This is a genomic window from Stenotrophomonas sp. ZAC14D2_NAIMI4_7 (assembly GCF_003086675.1).
Classification (GTDB): Bacteria; Pseudomonadota; Gammaproteobacteria; order Xanthomonadales; family Xanthomonadaceae; genus Stenotrophomonas.
This window is the reverse complement of sequence record NZ_CP025995.1, coordinates 4429605-4446557: the sequence shown is the minus strand read 5'-3', so window position 1 is coordinate 4446557 and position 16953 is coordinate 4429605. Positions and strand designations below refer to the sequence as shown.

At 69.6% G+C, this 16953-nt stretch carries 13 protein-coding genes; 6 read left to right on the top strand and 7 right to left on the bottom strand.

Annotation, left to right across the window (positions count from 1 at the left end; all coding sequences use genetic code 11):
• Nucleotides 1–380: 380 nt before the first annotated feature.
• A complete protein-coding gene (locus C1922_RS20200; protein ID WP_108751414.1) occupies nt 381–983 on the bottom strand; it encodes a glutathione S-transferase N-terminal domain-containing protein in 603 nt (200 codons plus the stop codon).
• A 44-nt stretch (nt 984–1027) separates the two neighbouring features.
• Between C1922_RS20200 and rmuC the strand changes: the two genes are divergently transcribed.
• The 3 genes from rmuC to C1922_RS20185 all read left to right on the top strand — a co-directional run bounded on the left by rmuC (nt 1028) and on the right by C1922_RS20185 (nt 3644).
• A complete protein-coding gene (gene rmuC, locus C1922_RS20195) occupies nt 1028–2572 on the top strand; it encodes a DNA recombination protein RmuC (protein ID WP_108751413.1) in 1545 nt (514 codons plus the stop codon).
• Between the two features lie 63 nt (nt 2573–2635).
• Complete coding sequence (locus tag C1922_RS20190; protein WP_108751412.1) at nt 2636–3034, top strand: hypothetical protein; 399 nt, start codon at nt 2636–2638, stop codon at nt 3032–3034.
• Between the two features lie 64 nt (nt 3035–3098).
• Entirely contained in the window at nt 3099–3644 is a 546-nt protein-coding gene (locus tag C1922_RS20185) for a glutathione peroxidase (protein ID WP_108751411.1), read from the top strand.
• Nucleotides 3645–3710: 66 nt separating this feature from the next.
• Here the strand turns inward: C1922_RS20185 and C1922_RS20180 are convergent, their stop codons facing one another.
• From C1922_RS20180 to C1922_RS20155, 6 genes are read right to left on the bottom strand one after another with little or no spacing between them, the layout of a single operon-like run.
• Complete coding sequence (locus C1922_RS20180; RefSeq protein ID WP_108751410.1) at nt 3711–4715, bottom strand: VacJ family lipoprotein; 1005 nt, start codon at nt 4713–4715, stop codon at nt 3711–3713.
• 1 nt (nt 4716) lies between these two features.
• On the bottom strand, nt 4717–5028 hold the full coding sequence (locus C1922_RS20175; RefSeq protein WP_108751409.1) for an STAS domain-containing protein: 312 nt from the start codon (nt 5026–5028) through the stop codon (nt 4717–4719).
• Complete coding sequence (locus C1922_RS20170; RefSeq protein WP_108751408.1) at nt 5018–5683, bottom strand: ABC transporter substrate-binding protein; 666 nt, start codon at nt 5681–5683, stop codon at nt 5018–5020. Before C1922_RS20170 ends, C1922_RS20175 begins: the two co-directional genes overlap by 11 nt.
• Nucleotides 5680–6204: an outer membrane lipid asymmetry maintenance protein MlaD gene (mlaD, locus tag C1922_RS20165; RefSeq protein WP_108751407.1), complete on the bottom strand. Its 525-nt coding sequence runs from the start codon at nt 6202–6204 to the stop codon at nt 5680–5682. The genes C1922_RS20170 and mlaD overlap by 4 nt, the downstream gene beginning before the upstream one ends.
• A 59-nt stretch (nt 6205–6263) precedes the next feature.
• Nucleotides 6264–7013 carry an MlaE family lipid ABC transporter permease subunit gene (locus tag C1922_RS20160; protein WP_108751406.1) on the bottom strand — a complete coding sequence of 250 codons (750 nt, stop codon included), beginning with the start codon at nt 7011–7013 and terminating at the stop codon, nt 6264–6266.
• Nucleotides 7013–7801 carry an ATP-binding cassette domain-containing protein gene (locus tag C1922_RS20155; protein ID WP_108751673.1) on the bottom strand — a complete coding sequence of 263 codons (789 nt, stop codon included), beginning with the start codon at nt 7799–7801 and terminating at the stop codon, nt 7013–7015. The genes C1922_RS20160 and C1922_RS20155 overlap by 1 nt, the downstream gene beginning before the upstream one ends.
• Nucleotides 7802–7995: 194 nt before the next feature.
• Here C1922_RS20155 and recC point away from each other — a divergent pair, with 194 nt between their 5' ends.
• From recC to recD, 3 genes are read left to right on the top strand one after another with little or no spacing between them, the layout of a single operon-like run.
• Entirely contained in the window at nt 7996–11337 is a 3342-nt protein-coding gene (recC, locus tag C1922_RS20150) for an exodeoxyribonuclease V subunit gamma (protein ID WP_108751405.1), read from the top strand.
• Complete coding sequence (recB, locus tag C1922_RS20145) at nt 11334–14972, top strand: exodeoxyribonuclease V subunit beta (RefSeq protein WP_108751404.1); 3639 nt, start codon at nt 11334–11336, stop codon at nt 14970–14972. Before recC ends, recB begins: the two co-directional genes overlap by 4 nt.
• Complete coding sequence (recD, locus tag C1922_RS20140; protein ID WP_108751403.1) at nt 14969–16834, top strand: exodeoxyribonuclease V subunit alpha; 1866 nt, start codon at nt 14969–14971, stop codon at nt 16832–16834. The genes recB and recD overlap by 4 nt, the downstream gene beginning before the upstream one ends.
• The last annotated feature ends 119 nt before the right edge of the window (nt 16835–16953 follow it).

Below are 16953 nucleotides of genomic sequence, written 5' to 3'. Positions count from 1 at the left end.
ATGGCGCCTGCGGTCCCGCGAACCCAACCCGCCCGACCTCTGACAGTTTCCGTGTGCGGTCAGCCACGGAAAAGAAAAAACAAAATCAAGATCAAGAGCAGAACCGGGGTCAGAGCCCGTTGCGATGCAACGGGATCTGACCCCGTGCCGTTCCGACAGATCGCGGAAGTCTGTCGAAGGCGGGGTGGGTCCGGTTGCGGGGGTATCCGCGCCATGGATGGCGCGGCTAAGCCCCCATGTATGGGTTTACGGCGTCCCCCGCAACCGGACCCACCCGGCCATCCCACGGAATGCCCGCTGTTGCTGTTGCTTCTTCAGTCGAGCATGGCTCGACTCTACGGCAGGTGCAGGGCTGCAAGCCCTGCAGAAACACCCACCTCTCAGGCCACGCCGTTGTCGACGTACTCGGCAAACCCCGGCTGCTGCCGCAGGCGCTCGAACCAGGCGGCCACGTTGGCCAGCTCCGGCTTGTCGCCCGGTGTGCAGCGCCAGCGCTGGGTCGACAGCCCCAGCACGATGTCGGCCAGGGTGAAGGCATCACCGGCCACGTGGGCACGCTGCGCCAGTTGCGCATCCAGCATCGCCATCAGCCCGTTCCACTGCAGCAGGCTGGCCTCCGCCCGCGCATCGTCCGGGTAGTCGGCATGGCCACGCACGCGGGCCATGAACACCGCGCGCCACGCCGTGTTCAGGTCGGTGGCCTGCCAATCCATCCACTGCTCCACCCGTGCCCGCGCCTGCGGTTGCATCGGCAGCAGATCATCGCGCCCGGCACGCGCGGCCAGGTAGCGGCAGATGCTGTTGGATTCCCACAGCACGAAGTCGCCCTCGCGCAGCACCGGTACCTGCGCGTTGGGGTTCAGCCCGCGCAGCAGCTCGGCCGCCGGGGCCACGTGGTGCCGCAGCGGCTGGCCCAGCAAGGCCGCCAGCCACAGCACCTTGCGCACGTTGATCGACGTCGGCTTTCCGTACAGTTCCAGCATGGTCAGGCGCAGCGTTTGAGACGGGGCCAGCCTACACTGGCGGCATGCAAACTGAATTCCTCATCGTTGGCGGCCTCCTGCTGGCCATCCTTGTCCTGCAGCTGGTCGCCCTGCTGCGCCGCCCCCCCCATGACCGCCTGGAACAGGCCGTGCGCGAAGAGGCCCGCAGTGGCCGCAGCGAACTGCGTGAACAGCTCGATGGCTTCGCCCGCGCGCTGACCGATCTTTCGACCCGCACCGACCAGCGCCTGGACCTGCTGCGCGAAGCGCTGGGCGAAGACGCCCGCAAGGCGCGCGCCGAAGCGGCCGACAGCCAGCAGCGCAGCGGCGCGTTGCTGGGCCAGCGCCTGCAGGAGCTGCGCGCGCAGCTGGAGGTGTTCGGCCAGCAACAGGAAGCGCGCATCCATGCCTTCGGCCAGCAACTGCAGGAACTGACCACGCGCACCGATACCCAGCTGGGCGCGCTGCGCCAGACCCTGGTGGACGATGCGCGCAAGGGCCGCGAAGAAGGCGCGCAGTCGCAGCAGCGTCTGACCGAAAGCCTGGGCCTGCGGCTGCAGGAACTGACCCAGCGCAACGAGCAGCGCATTGCCGAAATGCGCGCCACCCTGGAAGAGCAGCTGCGCGCGCTGCAGACCGACAACGCGCAGAAGCTGGAACAGATGCGGGTGACGGTGGACGAGAAGCTGCAGTCCACCCTGGAAACCCGCCTGGGGCAGTCGTTCAAGCTGGTGTCCGAGCGCCTGGAACAGGTGCAGCGCGGCCTGGGCGAGATGCAGCAGCTGGCCACCGGCGTGGGCGATCTGAAGCGTGTGCTGACCAACGTGAAGACGCGCGGCAGCTGGGGCGAAGTGCAGCTGGAGAACATCCTGGAACAGACGCTGATCCAGGAGCAGTACGCACGCGCAGTGAAGGTGCGCCCGGACAGTGGCGAGATGGTCGATATCGCGGTGCGCCTGCCTGGCCGCGCCGCCGACGATGCACCGGTGTGGCTGCCGATCGATTCCAAGTTCCCGCGCGAGGATTACGAGCGTCTGCTGGATGCACAGGAGCAGGGCGACGCCGAACTGGTGCGCGTGCAGGGCGCGCAGCTGGAGCGGGCGGTGAAGATCCAGGCCAAGTCCATCTGCGAGAAGTACATCGTGCCGCCGCACACCACCGATTTCGCGGTGATGTTCCTGCCCACCGAAGGCCTGTACGCCGAAGTGATCCGCCGCCCCGGGCTGGTGGACCTGCTGCAGCGTGACCATCGCGTGGTGGTGGCCGGGCCGACCACGGTCACCGCGCTGCTCAACAGCCTGCAGATGGGCTTCCGCACCCTGGCCATCGAAAAGCGCTCCAGCGAGGTGTGGAGCCTGCTGGGCGCGGTGAAGACCGAATTCGGCAAGTTCGGCGATGTGCTGGACAACGTGAAGGCCAAGCTGGACCAGGCCAGCAAGCAGATCGACCAGACCGGCGTGCGCACGCGGGCGATCGCGCGCAGGCTGCGCGAGGTGGAGTCCCTGCCGGCCGAACAGAGCCGGCAGCTGCTCCCCGACGGTCTGGCCGCAGACGAAGCCCCCGAGGCCGACGAAGCCGGGCAGGGCTGACACACCGTTTGCACCGTGCGGTGCGTATGCTGGCGGCCTCGATTACCGCCAGCGGGTCCGACCATGCGCCTTCGTTTCCTTGCCAGCCTTGTCCTGGGCGTGCTGCTGGCCGCCTGCAGCAGTACGCCGCCGGCGGCCGATGCGGCGGCACAGCCGGCCGCGGAAGATACCGCTGAAGCCAGCCAGGCCTACCAGGAAGCGCGCGATGTCGACTGCCGCGCCGCCGGCGGCACCCTTCAGCCGCTGGGCCGCCTGCAGCGCGTGCAGTGCGTGATTCCCTATGCCGATGCGGGCAAGACCTGCAGCGGCAAGCAGGACTGCAGCGGCCAGTGCCTGGCCACCGGTGAAACCGAGGCAGGCGTGGTCGCCACGGGTACCTGCCAGCGCGATGTCAGCCAGAACTTCGGTTGCCGCCAGCGCATCGAAGCGGGCAAGGCACAGGGCACGATCTGCGTGGATTGAGCGCGCGCAGCACGCGCGCGGCGCTATGCTGGCAGACCTTTCCCGCCATTGCCGGAGCACCCGCGTGAGCACCCCGATCCAGGACATTTCCCTCACCACCATCGACGGCCAGCCGTCGTCCCTGGCCGATTACAACGGCAAGGTCCTGCTGCTGGTGAACGTGGCCTCCAAGTGCGGCCTGACCAAGCAGTACGAAGGCCTGCAGGCGCTGTACGCCGACAAGCAGGCGCAGGGCCTGGAAGTGCTGGGCTTCCCGGCCAACAATTTTCTCGGCCAGGAGCCGGGCAGCGAAGCCGAGATCCAGCAGTTCTGCCAGCTGACCTACAACGTCAGCTTCCCGATGTTCGCCAAGATCAGCGTGGCCGGTGAGGACATCCACCCGCTGTACCAGCAGCTGACCGCCGCCCAGCCGCAGGCCATCGGCGAAGGTCCGCTGCGCGAGCTGCTGACCGGCAAGGACATTCCCACTCTGCCGGCGCCGGCGGTGCTGTGGAACTTCGAGAAGTTCCTGATCGGCCGCGACGGCAAGGTCATCGCCCGCTTCGCACCGGACGTGGCCGCCGATGATGCGCGCCTGCGCGAAGCGGTCGAGGCCGCTCTGGCCGCCTGACCCCAGGGCAGCAGCCAGAAAAAAACCCCGCCAAGGCGGGGTTTTTTCATGCGCCGGTCGCAGCGATCAGTTGCTCCACTGCGGCATCGGCATGGCATCGACCGGAATAGGCGAATTGGCGTCGTCGCTGCCACGTTCGCGCTTGCCACGCAGATCGTTCTCGATCTGGTAGTTGCGGCGCTGCAGCCAGGCATCGCGGGTCAGCGCGTATTCGTCCACCGCGCTGTCGCGGATATCGTCCAGCGCCATCAGCTGTGCGCGGGTGTCCACCAGCTGCAGGCCTTGCAGGCCGATACGGACCTTGTCGTCCTCGATGGTGCGGATGGGTGACAGCGGAATGTCACCGGCCAGGCCGAACACATCGCGCACGGTACGCGGGCCGAAGAACGGCAGTTCCACGTAGCGCGAACGGCGCCAGCCCCAGGCGCCCAGGGTCTGCCCGAAGTCTTCATTGCGACGCGGGACCATGGCCTTGCTGGCCGGATCGAACAGGCCACCGATACCCAGCGTGCTGTTCATCAGGAAGCGACCCAGGGTGTCCCAGGCATCGCCCGGTCGGCCCTGCAGCAGCTGGTTGGTGATGGTCAGCGGCGAACGCAGATTGCTGAAGAAGTTGCTGACACCGGTGCGGGCGAAGCGCGGCACCACGTGGGTGTAGGCGGTGGCCAGCGGGCGCGCGACGCCACGATCAACAGCATTGTTGAACGCGTGCACCTTGCGGTTCAGCGGCTCCCACGGGTCGTAGGCCGAGGCATCGGCGGTGGTGGCATTGCTGCCATACAGCGCATCGAAGTCGTCATCGTCGCCGGCAGCGGCGGTGGTGTTGCCAGCGCTGTCCTCCTGGGCGGCAGGCGGCGTGGCTGTGGCAGCGGCAGTGGCCGGTGCGGCGGCCGTACTGTCAGTGATCGGCGCCACGTCGGTCGCCGGCACGGCATCGCTGGCCACCGGTTCGCTGGCGGCGGCCGGCACTACGGTGTCGGCCACGGGCGCGTCGCTGCGCGCGGGCTTGCCGGCGCACGCGCTCAGCGCGGCGGCGACAAGAAGAAGGGAGATGGCGCGTACGACGTTCATGTCAGCTCGCAGCAGAAGGTGCGGTGAAATCCAGGGTGGGCGACAGCCGGTAGGCCGCGCTCAGTTCGTTGTAGCCGGCCGGGGCGCCGGCGATGGCCAGGGTATGGCCCTGTGCGCGTGCACGTGCGGCCAGTTCGGCCAGCAGCGCCAGACCGGCGCTGTCCACGCGTTCCACGTCGCCCAGTTCCAGCCGTGCCAGCTTGGCCGGCAGGGCCTGCAGCTGCGGCCAGAGGGCGATGACCGCGGCGCGGTCCAACACCCCGCGCAGGCGCAGGGTGTCGCCTTCCAGCAGCGCCAGCGGCTTACTTGCCATTGCCCGCCGGCCCGGCCTGCATGCTGCCGCTGCGCAGTTCGCTGGCCACCTGCTTGATGCCCTTCTGGCGCAGCGGCGCGTCGAACTGGTTGCGGAAGGTCTGCACGTAGGAGATCCCTTCGATGTTCACGTCGAAGATCTTCCACTGGCCGCCCACATTGCGCATCCAGTACTCCACCGGGGTGCCCTCGGCGCCGGCGCGCACCAGTTCGGTGGCCACGCGCACGCCGCGGTTGCCCGGCAGCGGGGTTTCGCCCTTCAGGCGGAAGCTGGGCTTGCCCTGGATGTTCAGCAGGGTCGAGCCGTAGCGCTGCATCAGGCTGTCGGCCATGGCATCGGCGAACAGCTTGATGTCGGCGTCCGAGGCGCCGCGGGCGTGCGTGCCCAGCACCAGGCGCGCGGCGTAGTCGCGGTCGAAGGTGCGGTTGAGCTCGCTGTCGATGTAGCTGCGCAGGCTGGCCGGGTTGCTGCTGAACTCGCTGCGGCGCTGCTGCAGGGTGTTCAGGATGCGGGTGCTGGCATCAATGACCACCTTGCCGGCCTGGCCCTGCGGGGCGGCCACGGCCGGTGCGGTGGACTGCTGCGCCTGGGCCAGCAGCGGGCTGGCCAGCAGCAGCGAGGAAGCGAGCAGGGCCGGGATCAGTTTCGTCTTCATGGTTGCGGTTCCGTTGCAGGCGCGGGGGCGCTCTCGTTGGATTTCTGGTCGGCGCCGCCACCGGCGCCGCCACTGAACATGTACTTGCCCACCAGCTGGATCAGATCGACCGCCGGCTGGGTGAAGACAATCTCGTCACCGGCCTTGAGCACGTCCGGATCGCCGCCCGGCTGCAGGCCGATGTAGCTTTCGCCCAGCAGGCCGCTGGTGAAGATGCCGGCCGAGGTGTCCGCCGGCAGGTCCTTGATCTTGCTGTCCATGCGCAGGGTCACGATCGACTCGAACTTCACCGGGTCAAGATCGATGGCCGCTACCTGGCCGACCGTCACACCGCCGATCTTCACCGGTGCCTGCTTGCGCAGCTGGCCGACCTGCGAAAAGCGCGCCTTCAGCTCGTAGCCCTGGCTGCCCCAGCTCCAACGCTGGTTGGTGGAGGCAACGGCCAGCACCATGAGCGAAGCCAGGGCCAGCAGCAGGAATGCGCCGACGGAGAATTCAAGTCTGGGACCGCGGATGGCCATGTGGAATACCTGATCGTCTCTGGGTGGCAGCGCGCCCTGCGCACCGCCGGTGGAAAGGGTTACGTGAACAGCATTGCCGACAGCACGAAGTTGAACATCAGCACCAGCAGCGAGGCGTTCACCACCGCACGGGTGGTGGCCACAGAGGTGCCTTCGATGGTCGGTTCGGCGTGGAAGCCCACATACGAGGCCACCAGCGCGGCGGTACCACCGAAGATGGCCGACTTCAGCATTGCCACGCCGAAGTCGTCCCAGAAGTCCACGCTGTTGCGCAGCGCCGACCAGAACACGCCGTTGTCCAGGCCCAGCACGTGCACGGCCTCGAAATAGCTGGCGCTGATGGCCAGCGAACAGAACACGCCGGTCAGCAACGGCACGGTCAGCACCGCCGCCCAGAAGCGCGGGGCCACGGCCTTGGCCACCGGGTCGATGGCCATCAGTTCCAGTGCCTTGATCTGGTCGGTGGCGCGCATCAGGCCCAGTTCGGCGGCGATGGAACTGCCGGCGCGACCGATGAACAGCAGCGCGGTCAGCACCGGCGCCAGCTCGCGGTACAGCGACAGGCCCAGCAGCGTGGACAGCGCGTCGGCTGCACCGAAGGTGGTCAGCGTGCGGTAGCCCTGCAGGGTCAGCACCAGGCCGACGAAGGCACCGCCGACGGCGATGATCGGCAGCGAGCGCGCGCCGATCTTGTAGATCTCGCGGGTCAGCTCGGCCAGGAAATCACGCGTGGGCAGCGAACCGCGCAGCACGGTAAGCGAGAACAGACCGGCGCGGCCCAGCGAACGGGTGGCTTGCACGAACGGCATCAGGCGACCCTCGCCCGCGGCGCAGCGTCAAAGGGAATGGGGCCGTCGGGCTGGCCATGCAGGAACTGCCGCAGCAGCGGGTCCTGGCTGGTCTGCAGCGCTTCGGGGCTGCCCTGGAACACCACCCCGCCGTTGGCGATGGCGATGACCTGGTCGCAGATCGGCAGGGTCTCGTGCACGTGGTGGCTGACGATGATGCTGGTCAGGCCCAGGCTGTGGTTCAGGCGCTGGATCAGGCTCATGATCACCCCCGAGGCGATCGGGTCCAGCCCGGTCAGCGGCTCGTCGTAGATCATCAGCGGCGGGTCCAGGGCCAGCGCGCGGGCCAGCGCCACGCGCCGCGCCATGCCGCCGGACAGCTCGCGCGGCCAGGCATCGGCGGCGGCCAGCAGGCCCACCGCGTGCAGCTTCATCTGCACCAGCCGGCGCAGCACCGGCGCCGGCAGGCGGGTGTGGGTGCGCAGGGGCAGGGCGACGTTCTCGGCAACGGTCAGGTCGGTCAGCAGGCCATTGCCCTGCAGCAGCACGCCCACGCTGCGGCGCATCTCCAGCAGTTCGGCGCTGCCGTGCGGAATGGGCTTGCCGAACAGGGTGACCTGCCCGGATACCGGGCGCAGTTCACCGGTAAGCGCGGCCAGCAGGGTGGACTTGCCGCTGCCGGACGGGCCGAGCACGGCGGTGATGCTGCCCTGCGGAACCTGCAGCGATACATCGCGCAGGATCGTGCGCCCGCTCCGGTCGATGCGGACGTTGGACAACTGCACCAAGCTGGAGGCGGAAGCCGACATGGGCACCATTAACGTTTTTTCGACAGGGCAGAATCGGGCCAGTCGGCTGAACATAAGCGGACTGGACGGTGCAGTATTGTGGCACGCCGTGCCACCGGCGCGGCCGGGACAATGTTGCGGTACCCCGGAACAATCCGTACCGGTCCTGCCGGTACACCATTGAATAGCGGCGGTCGTGCGGCACACTGTGCACGATGAGTGACCCCGGCAACGATTTCCGTCTCTACCATTCCAACTCCCTGGATGTGCTGGCCGCGCTGCTGGCGCGCAACGTGCGTGCGCCGGTTCCCGGCCAGCCGCTGCTGGCCCCGGAGGTGGTGCTGATTCCCCAGGTAGCCATGCGCCGCTGGCTGCAGGCCACCCTGGCGGCCGAGTATGGCGTAGCGGCGAACCTGGAGTTCCTCACCCCGGGCGAATTCGTTGCCCGCGCCCTCAACGCGAACGTGCCCGGTGAAGCCGACGACCTGGATGCGGCCGGGCTGCACTGGAAACTGTACCGTGCCCTGCGCGATCCGTCGCTGTTGGCCCAGCCGGCGATGCGCGCGCTGCAGTCCTACCTGGCCGGCGGCGACACGCTGAAGCCCTGGGCGCTGGCCGGCGAACTGGCCGCGGTCTTCGAGAAATACCAGGCCTGGCGCCGCGACTGGCTGCTGCGCTGGGATGCCGGTGCCGACCCGGACGATCCGCAGGCGATCCTGTGGCGGGCCATCGCCCATGGCCAGGGCTACCGCGCGCGGCGCATCCAGGACTACCTGGATCGCTACGAAGGCGTGGGCAAGCCGCTGCCGCAGGGCCTGCCGCCGCGCCTGTCGGCCTTCGCCACGTTGAACATCTCGCCAGATGTGCTGCGGGTCATGGCCACCCAGTCGCGCGTGGGCGCGATGCACTTCTATATGCCGACCCCGGTGCAGTCGTACTGGGGCGACCTGCAGACGCTTGCCGAGCGCCTGCGCAGCGGTGCACCGGACCCGTTCGGCGAAGCCGCCGGCGAAAACCGCCTGCTGGAGGCCTGGGGCGCCGCCGGCCGCGACTTCATGGCGGTGCTGGGCAGTTACGAAGTGGTGCATCCGGCCGGCGAGATCGCCGCCTATGCCGACCCGGAAGAAGACACCCGGCCCACGTTGGCCGAGGGCGGCCTGGCCGACAGCCTGCTGCACCGCCTGCAGCGCGATCTCTTCCACCGCCGCGCGCTGCCTTCGGGGGAACTGCGCGATGGCCTGCACAGCGATGACCCGAGCCTGCAGGTGCACGCCTGCCACACCCGCCTGCGCGAACTGCAGGTGCTGCACGACCAGCTGCGTGCGTTGCTGCAGGACCCGCGCTTCGATCCCCCGCTGCAGCCGCGCGACATCGCGGTGCTGGCGCCGGACATCGACCCCTACGTGCCGTATCTGGAAGCGGTGTTCGGCGGCCGCAGCGGCGAAGAAGACCACATTCCCTATGCATTGGCCGACAGCAGCCCGCTGGCCGGTGAGCCGCTGGCCGATGTGTTCGTGCACCTGCTGGGCCTGCCGGTATCGCGCTTCGGCCTGAACGAGATCCTGGACCTGCTGGCCAGCGCGCCGCTGGCCGAGGCCGCCGGCCTGGAGGCGGTGGATTTCGACCGTCTGCACGGCTGGCTGCAGCAGGCCGGCGCACGCTGGGGTATCGATGCCAACCACCGCGGGCAGATGCAGGCGCCGCGCGATGATGCCTATACCTGGCAGTTCGCGCTGGACCGGCTGCTGCTGGGCCACGCCACCGGCAGCGACGTCGATCTGGCCGGTGTGGCGCCGTGGACCGAACTGGAAGGCGGTGCACTGGACGCGCTGGACCGGCTGCTGCGCCTGTTGCGGGTGCTGGCCCTGTACCAGCGCCGGCTGGGCGAAACGCTGACCCCGGCACAGTGGCGCCAGCGCCTGCTGGCCCTGCTCGATGCGCTGCTGCCCGAAGCGCCCACCTCACCCAACAGCCAGCGCGCACTGGAGCGTCTGCGCAAGCTGCTGAACCAGTTTGCCGACGATGCCACCCGCGCCGGCTTCGAAGAGGGTGTGCCACCGGAGGTGGTGCGTGCCCACTTCGCCGGTGCGCTATCCGAAGCCGATACCCGCGCGCCGCTGCTGACCGGTGGCATCAGCTTTGGCCGCATGGTGCCGATGCGCCTGCTGCCGTTCCGGGTGATCTGCGTGCTGGGCCTGAACGATGGCGACTTCCCGCGCCGCGACCCGGCTGCGGGCCTGAACCAGCTCACCGCCGAACTGGATACGCCGCGTCGTCGCCCAGGCGACCGTTCCACCCGCGAGGATGATCGCTTCCTGTTCCTGCAGTTGTTCGCCGCCGCCCAGGACGTGTTCTACCTGAGCTACCTGGGGGCGGACCCGCGCGACGGCAGCGTGCGTGAACCTTCGGTGCTGGTCAGTGAACTGATCGACGCCGCGGCCGGCTACCACCTGGACCCGGCCGCAGCCACGCGTGACTTCACCGTGCGCCACGCGCTGCAGCCGTTCTCGCCGGCTGCGTTCGGCGAAGGCGATGGGCGCCGCTTCAGTTACCGCCGGCAGTGGCACCCGGCCGCCGGGCGCCTGTCCGGCCAGCGCACTGGGCTGCCCGCGTGGTTCGACGCGCCGCTGCCACCGCCGCTGGACGGTGCGGTGGAAGCGGAGGTCGCACTGGATGCGCTGCGCCGCTTCCTGTGTGACCCGGCCGGACAGTTCCTGGCCCAGGCCCTGGGCCTGCGCCTGGCCGACGAGGTCGAGGAGGTGGATGACCTGGAGCCGCTGGTGCTGTCCGCGCGCGGGCCGGACAAGCGCAGCGTGCAGGCCGCCGTCGTGCGCGCCACCCTCAACGGCGATGCCGAGCCGCTGTACCCGCGCCTGCGCGCGCGCGGGCTGCTGCCGTCCGGTGCGCTGGGCGAACGCCAGTTCGAAGCCGAACAGCTCAAGACCCGCCCCTATGCCAGTGCGATGCTGGGCTGGATGCAGGGGCAGCCGCTGGAAAGCCGCCGCTACGACGTGGACATCGACGGCGTGCGCCTGCATGGCCGGGTGGCCGATCGCCATCCCGATGGCCTGGTGCGGCTGCGCGCGGGCACGCTCAACGGCAATGCGGTCATCCGCCAGGGGCTGGATTGGCTGCTGGCCAATGCCGCCGGCGATGCGCTGCCGCTGGTGCAGTTCCACGATGGCGGCGACGCCGGCCCCGGCCCGCACCTGCTGCCTGCGCTGAGCGTGTCCTCGGCCCGCGCTGCGCTGCGTGCGCTGCTGCAGCTGCGCCAGCGCGGCCTGCGAGAACCGCTGCGCTTCGCCCCGTACACCGGCTGGGTGCTGTTCACCGCGCCCGTGGAAAAACAGCGCAGCGAAGGATGGAAGCAATGGCACGGCAGCGACCGCAGTTGGGGCGAAGCGAACAGTGATGCCTGGCAACTGCTGTTGCGGGGTGCCGATCCCTTTGCCGATGACGACAGCTATGCCGATCTGCTGCGCAACAGCCAGATCGTGTTCGGTGCGGTACGCGGCGGGCGCGGTCCCGCTGGCACCGGCAAGGAGGCCGACGCATGAATCCCCCCGTTGATCCCTACCTGCTGCTGCCGCTGCAGGGCATCGGCCTGATCGAGGCCAGCGCCGGTACCGGCAAGACCTTCACCCTGGCCACGCTGTTCACCCGCCTGGTGGTGGAACAGCGCCTGCGCATCGGCCAGATCCTGGCGGTGACCTTCACCGATGCGGCCACCCAGGAACTGCGCAAGCGCATCCGCGAGCGTCTGGCCCTGGCCGCGCGGCTGGTGGACCTGCCGCCGGCCGCCGACGAAGCCCCCGACGCGCTGCTGACCCGGCAGGTGCTGCAGCGGCATCTTGATGGCGGCAGCGAAGGTGCGGCCGCCCTGCAGCGCCGCCTGCAGGTCGCCGCCGACGAGATCGACCTGGCCTCGATCTTCACCATCCATGGCTTCTGCACGCGCGTATTGCGCGAGTACGCACTGGAAAGCGGGCATACCTTCGATCCGCCGGAGCTGCTGGCCAGCGACCGCGAACTGCTGGAGGAACTGGCTGCCGACCTGTGGCGCGTGCATGCCAACGACCCGGCCACGCTGGAACCGCTGACCTGGCTGTGGTCGCACCCCGATGCGCTGGCGTCGGACCTGCGTGCGCTGCTGGCCTCGCCGCCGCTGTACCCGCGCCCGCAGCCGCTGGCCGTGGATGACCCGCGCCCGGCGCTGCAGAGCGCGGCGGCAGAACTTTTGCTTGCCGTGCGCGAGCATGGCGAACAGTTCTTCCTGGATCTGTGCGAAGCGGTCGACAACAAATGGATCAACGGCGTGTCCTACAAGCTGGGCTGGCTGCACCCGCTGGGCAGGCAGCTGCTGGCTTGGGGCGAGCGTGGCGATGCGACCGAACTGCTCTCCAGCGAGCGTCTGCCGGCCCTGTTGCCCGATGCGCTGGCGGCCAAGACCAACAAGAAGTTCGTCGATCGCACGCCGTCTTCCCCGCTGCAGGCACCGCTGCAGCGCTACGTGGCACTTCTGGCGCAGCGTGAACAGTGGCTGCGCGGCACCGCACTGAACTTCCTGCACGTCCTGCGCGAGGAGGCCGCCCAGCGCCTGGCCGCACTCAAGCGCACGCGCCGGGTACAGACCTATGACGACCTGATCGACGGCGTGGCCCAGGCGCTGGAGGGGCCGCAGCGGCTGGACCTGGTGCGCAAACTGCGCCAGCAGTACCGCATCGCCCTGGTCGATGAATTCCAGGACACCGACGACCGCCAGTGGGGCATCTTCCACACGGTGTTCGGCGATTCGACCGAGGTGCAGACCCTGGGCCTGGCACCGGCGCTGTTCCTGATCGGCGACCCGAAGCAGGCCATCTATGGTTTCCGCGGCGGTGACATCCACACCTACCTGAAGGCCAAGCAGGCCGCGCAGCCGGCGCCGCCGCTGGATCAGAACTTCCGCTCGCGGCCCTCGGTGCTGCGCGCGCTGCAGGCGCTGTATGACAACGGCGGCGACGAGGCCTTCCTGGAGGCGGGTATCGGCTTCGAGCCGGTGCGTCCCGGTGGCGTGCGCGGCGATGACGATTACCTGCGTGATGGTGCAGCGGCGCCGGCACTGACCCTGCGCGTGCTGCGCAGTGACGGCGACAAGACGATGGGCGCCGACGCCTCGCGCGCGGCAGCGACCCAGGCCTGCGTGGCCGCCATCCACCAGACCCTGGTCGATGCCCGCGCGGGCGCGGCGGTGCTGCGTGGTCGGCCGGTACAGCCCGGTGATATCGCCGTGCTGGTGCGTTCGCACCGCGAGGCAACGCTGGTGCAGCGCGCGCTGGCCGCGGTGGGCATTCCCGCCGTGGCCGCCGGCAAGCAGAGCCTGTTCGCCACCCGCGAGGCCCGCGATCTGCGCGCCTTGCTGCTCGCCTTGCTGCAGCCGGCCGACGAAGGGCGGCTGCGCGCCGCGCTGGCGACCGTGCTGCTGGGCCAGCCCGCCAGCGCGATCGCCAGCATGGAGCGCGAAGGCGACCTGCAGCGGGGCTTCCAGACCCAGCTGCTGCATTGGCGCGAGCGCTGGCAGCGCGGCGGCCCCTTCGCCGTGGTGGCCGATGTCTGTGCCGCGCAGGGCGAACGCTTGCTGGCGCTGATCGATGGCGAGCGCCGGCTGACCAACTACCTGCAGCTGGGCGAACTGCTGCAGGAGGCCTCGGCGCAGGCACTGGGCATGCATGGCCTGCTGGACTGGCTGCAGGGGCAGATGGTCCATGCCGACCAGAACGACGAACAGCAGCTGCTGCGCCTGGAATCGGATGCGCGGCGGGTGCAGATCATCACCCTGCACAAGAGCAAGGGCCTGGAATACCCGCTGGTGTACCTGCCGTTCGTTGGCATCGACGGCGGCGCGCCCAACAGCGCGGCGCACTGCACGGTGCACGTGGACGGCCAGCGCCAGCTGCATTGGAAGCTGGACAAGGACGAGGCCTGGGAGACTGCCAGCAGCCAGCGCGATCGCGAGCAGCGTGCCGAGGACGCCCGCCTGCTGTACGTGGGCCTGACCCGCGCCGAGCACGCGCTGTGGATCGCCATCGGTGACCTTGCCGGGTTGGGCAAGACCCGCCTGGCGCCGCTGCTGGGGGATCTGCAGACGCTGCGCACGCACGCCGACGTCTGCATTGACGACAGCGCGCCGGTGCTGCGGCTGCCGCAGTTGCCGGCCGAACAGGAAGGCGACCTGCCGGCCGTGCGCAGCCTGACCCGGCGCGTGCCGCACGACTGGTGGGTGTACAGCTTCACCCAGCTCGCACACGCCGATGCCGGCAACGATGTCGAAGCGGCCGCCACCGAACTGCCGGCACCGGCCGCCGATGAACCGGCCGGCGCCGAACTGCCGCTGGAACCGGCCTTGCCCGACGTGGCCGCCGCAGATGCCGAGCCGCCGGACCCGCGTTTCATGGGCAGTCGTTTCGGCAACGTGCTGCATGAGGCGCTGGAGAACGTCGATTTCGCCGCGTGGGGTAGCTGGACGCCCGAGCAGCCCGCGCCCGAAGGGCAGGCCGCGCTGCTGCGCAAGGCGCTGCACGACGAAGGCTACGCCGACCAGGACCTGGACGATGGTGTGGCCGTGCTGGTGCCGCTGGTGGGCCACACGCTCACTGTCGCGCTGCCCGAGGGCGGTGCCCTGCACAGCCTGGGCGAGGGCGAACGCCGCGCCGAGATCGAGTTCCACTTCGCCATCGAGCCGACCAGTGTGGCGGCGCTGCTGCAGCTGCTGCACGCCCATGGCATCGCCAGCGCGCGCCGCGGCTTCGGCCTGCGCCGCCGCCTGGAAGGCCTGATGACCGGCAAGATCGACCTGACCTACGTGCGCGATGGGCGCTGGTACGTGCTCGACTACAAATCCAACCGATTGCCGGGCTACAGCCCGGACCTGCTGCAGATCGCCATGCGCCACAGCGAATATGACCTGCAGGCGCTGATCTATACCGTGGCGCTGCACCGCTGGCTGCGCTTCCGCCTGGGCCGCGCCTACGACTACGCGCGTGACATCGGCGGCATCCGCTACCTGTTCTGCCGCGGCCTGGACGGCAATGGCAACGGGGTCCATGTCGACCGCTTCGCCCCCGAGCTGGTCGATGGGTTGGACGCGCTGTTTGCCGGTGGCGACGCCGCCCATGCCGAACTGGCCGCGCGTGCCATCGGAGCCAGCGCATGAGCACCAGCCTGCTGAAACAGCTGTACGTGGGGCGCCACCTGCGGACGCTCGACCATGCCCTGGCCACCAGCCTGCTGCGCTTGCGCGACGATACGCCCGATGCGGTGGCGGTGGCCGCCGCGCTGGCCTCGCTGGCGGTATCGCAGGGCCATGCCGGTTTCGATCCGGCGCAGCCTGGTCGCCTGATCGAGGGCGTGACCGCGTGGCCGCCGCCGCCGCAGTGGCTGGCCCAGCTGCAGGCCTCGCCCTGGGTGGCACAGCCCGATGACCCGGATGCCGCCGCCGCCGAGGCACCCCTGGTGCTGGAAAACGGCCTGCTGTACCTGCGCCGCTACCGCGAATACGAGCGGCAGCTGGCCGCCGGACTGCAGCGCATCGGCCGGCACCCGCTGCCGGCGCCGGACATGGCCGCGCTGGCGCCCTTGTTCGCGCGTCTGTTCCCCGCCGCCGCCACCCAGGAAGACCACCAGGCACGTGCGGCCGGGGTGACCCTGCGCCACCCGCTGGCGCTGGTTACCGGCGGCCCCGGTACCGGCAAGACCACCACCATCGCCCGCCTGTTGCTGCTGCTGGCCGCGCAGGCGCTGCAGGCGGGGCAACCGGCACCGCAGGTGGCCCTGGCCGCGCCCACCGGGCGTGCCGCCGAGCGCATGGCCGAAAGCCTGCGCCTGGCCGTGCAGCGGCTGCAGGAAGCAGGGCTGGACCCGGCGCTGTGTGCAGCGCTGCCGAGCACCGGCACCACCCTGCATCGCCTGCTCGGCGTCATTCCCGATTCGCCACGCTTCCGCCACCACGCCGACAATCCACTGCCGGTGGACGTGGTGGTGGTGGACGAAGCATCGATGATCGATCTGCCGCTGATGGCCAAGCTGGTCGATGCAATCGCCAGCGGTACGCGGTTGATCCTGCTGGGCGATCCGGACCAGTTGCCGTCGGTGGAAGCCGGCGATGTGCTCAGCGCGATCCTGCGTGCCAGTGGCGATGGCAGCGGCACCCGTGCCGACGACGCGCAGGCGCTGCACGGCCTGTTGGCCGCGCCCACCCTGCAGCCGCAGGCACCGCCACGCGCTTTCGCTGGCCGCCGCGTGCAGTTGCAGCGCGGCTATCGGCAGAGCGATGCGCTGCAGCTGGCACCGCTGGCCCAGGCCGTGCGCGACGGTGACAGCGGCGCCGCCCTCGCCCTGCTGCGCGACGGCAGCCTGTCCGGGGTCAGCTTCCACGAACACGATGCCGATCCGCTGCGCGGCCAGCGCGAGCACCTGCTCTCGCACTGGCGCGCGTTGGCCGAGGCCGACGATCCCGGCCGCGCGCTGCAGCAGGCTGGTCGCCTGCGCGTGCTCACCGCACTGCGCGAAGGCCCGCAGGGCGCGCGCGGGCTCAACAGCCGCATTGAACAGCTGCTGGCCGGCAACACACCCGGCTACTTCCAGGGGCGTCTGCTGCTGGTGACCGAAAACAGCTACCGCCATCGCCTGTTCAACGGTGATATCGGCATCTGCCTGCGCGACCCGAAGGGTGCGATGGCGGCCTGGTTCCCCGGCGACACGCTCGACCAGCCCCGCGCCTTCCATCCGGCCGCACTGCCGGCGCACGAGAGCGCCTTCGCGATGACCGTGCACAAGGCCCAAGGCTCGGAGTTCGATGAGGTGTGGCTGCAGCTGCCGCGGCAGGACAGCCGCGTGCTCTCGCGCGAACTGGTCTACACCGGCCTGACCCGCGCCCGCCAGCGGCTGCATCTGGCCGGCAGCGAAGAGGTGCTGGTGGCCGCGTTGAAGCGGCACGCGAGCCGCTTGGGCGGCCTCGCCTGGCGGCTGGGCGCCGAAGCGGGGCCGGATCCCGTTCCCGACGGGAACGGGCTCTGACCCCCATCCACGCATGGCGTGGATCTGCTGTGTCGACTCCGACAGGCTGTTGGTAGGTGTCGACCTTGGTCGACACGATTTTTCTGTCAGACATCGATATTCAGATGGGGTCAGAGCCG

Excerpts from the sequence above, each read along its gene's own strand:
- C1922_RS20200 (WP_108751414.1), bottom strand. The coding sequence starts at position 983 with ATGCTGGAACTGTACGGAAAGCCGACGTCGATCAACGTGCGCAAGGTG.
- rmuC (WP_108751413.1), top strand. The coding sequence starts at position 1,028 with ATGCAAACTGAATTCCTCATCGTTGGCGGCCTCCTGCTGGCCATCCTT.
- C1922_RS20190 (WP_108751412.1), top strand. The coding sequence starts at position 2,636 with ATGCGCCTTCGTTTCCTTGCCAGCCTTGTCCTGGGCGTGCTGCTGGCC.
- C1922_RS20180 (WP_108751410.1), bottom strand. The coding sequence starts at position 4,715 with ATGAACGTCGTACGCGCCATCTCCCTTCTTCTTGTCGCCGCCGCGCTG.
- C1922_RS20175 (WP_108751409.1), bottom strand. The coding sequence starts at position 5,028 with ATGGCAAGTAAGCCGCTGGCGCTGCTGGAAGGCGACACCCTGCGCCTG.
- C1922_RS20170 (WP_108751408.1), bottom strand. The coding sequence starts at position 5,683 with ATGAAGACGAAACTGATCCCGGCCCTGCTCGCTTCCTCGCTGCTGCTG.
- mlaD (WP_108751407.1), bottom strand. The coding sequence starts at position 6,204 with ATGGCCATCCGCGGTCCCAGACTTGAATTCTCCGTCGGCGCATTCCTG.
- C1922_RS20160 (WP_108751406.1), bottom strand. The coding sequence starts at position 7,013 with ATGCCGTTCGTGCAAGCCACCCGTTCGCTGGGCCGCGCCGGTCTGTTC.
- C1922_RS20155 (WP_108751673.1), bottom strand. The coding sequence starts at position 7,801 with ATGTCGGCTTCCGCCTCCAGCTTGGTGCAGTTGTCCAACGTCCGCATC.
- recC (WP_108751405.1), top strand. The coding sequence starts at position 7,996 with ATGAGTGACCCCGGCAACGATTTCCGTCTCTACCATTCCAACTCCCTG.
- recB (WP_108751404.1), top strand. The coding sequence starts at position 11,334 with ATGAATCCCCCCGTTGATCCCTACCTGCTGCTGCCGCTGCAGGGCATC.
- recD (WP_108751403.1), top strand. The coding sequence starts at position 14,969 with ATGAGCACCAGCCTGCTGAAACAGCTGTACGTGGGGCGCCACCTGCGG.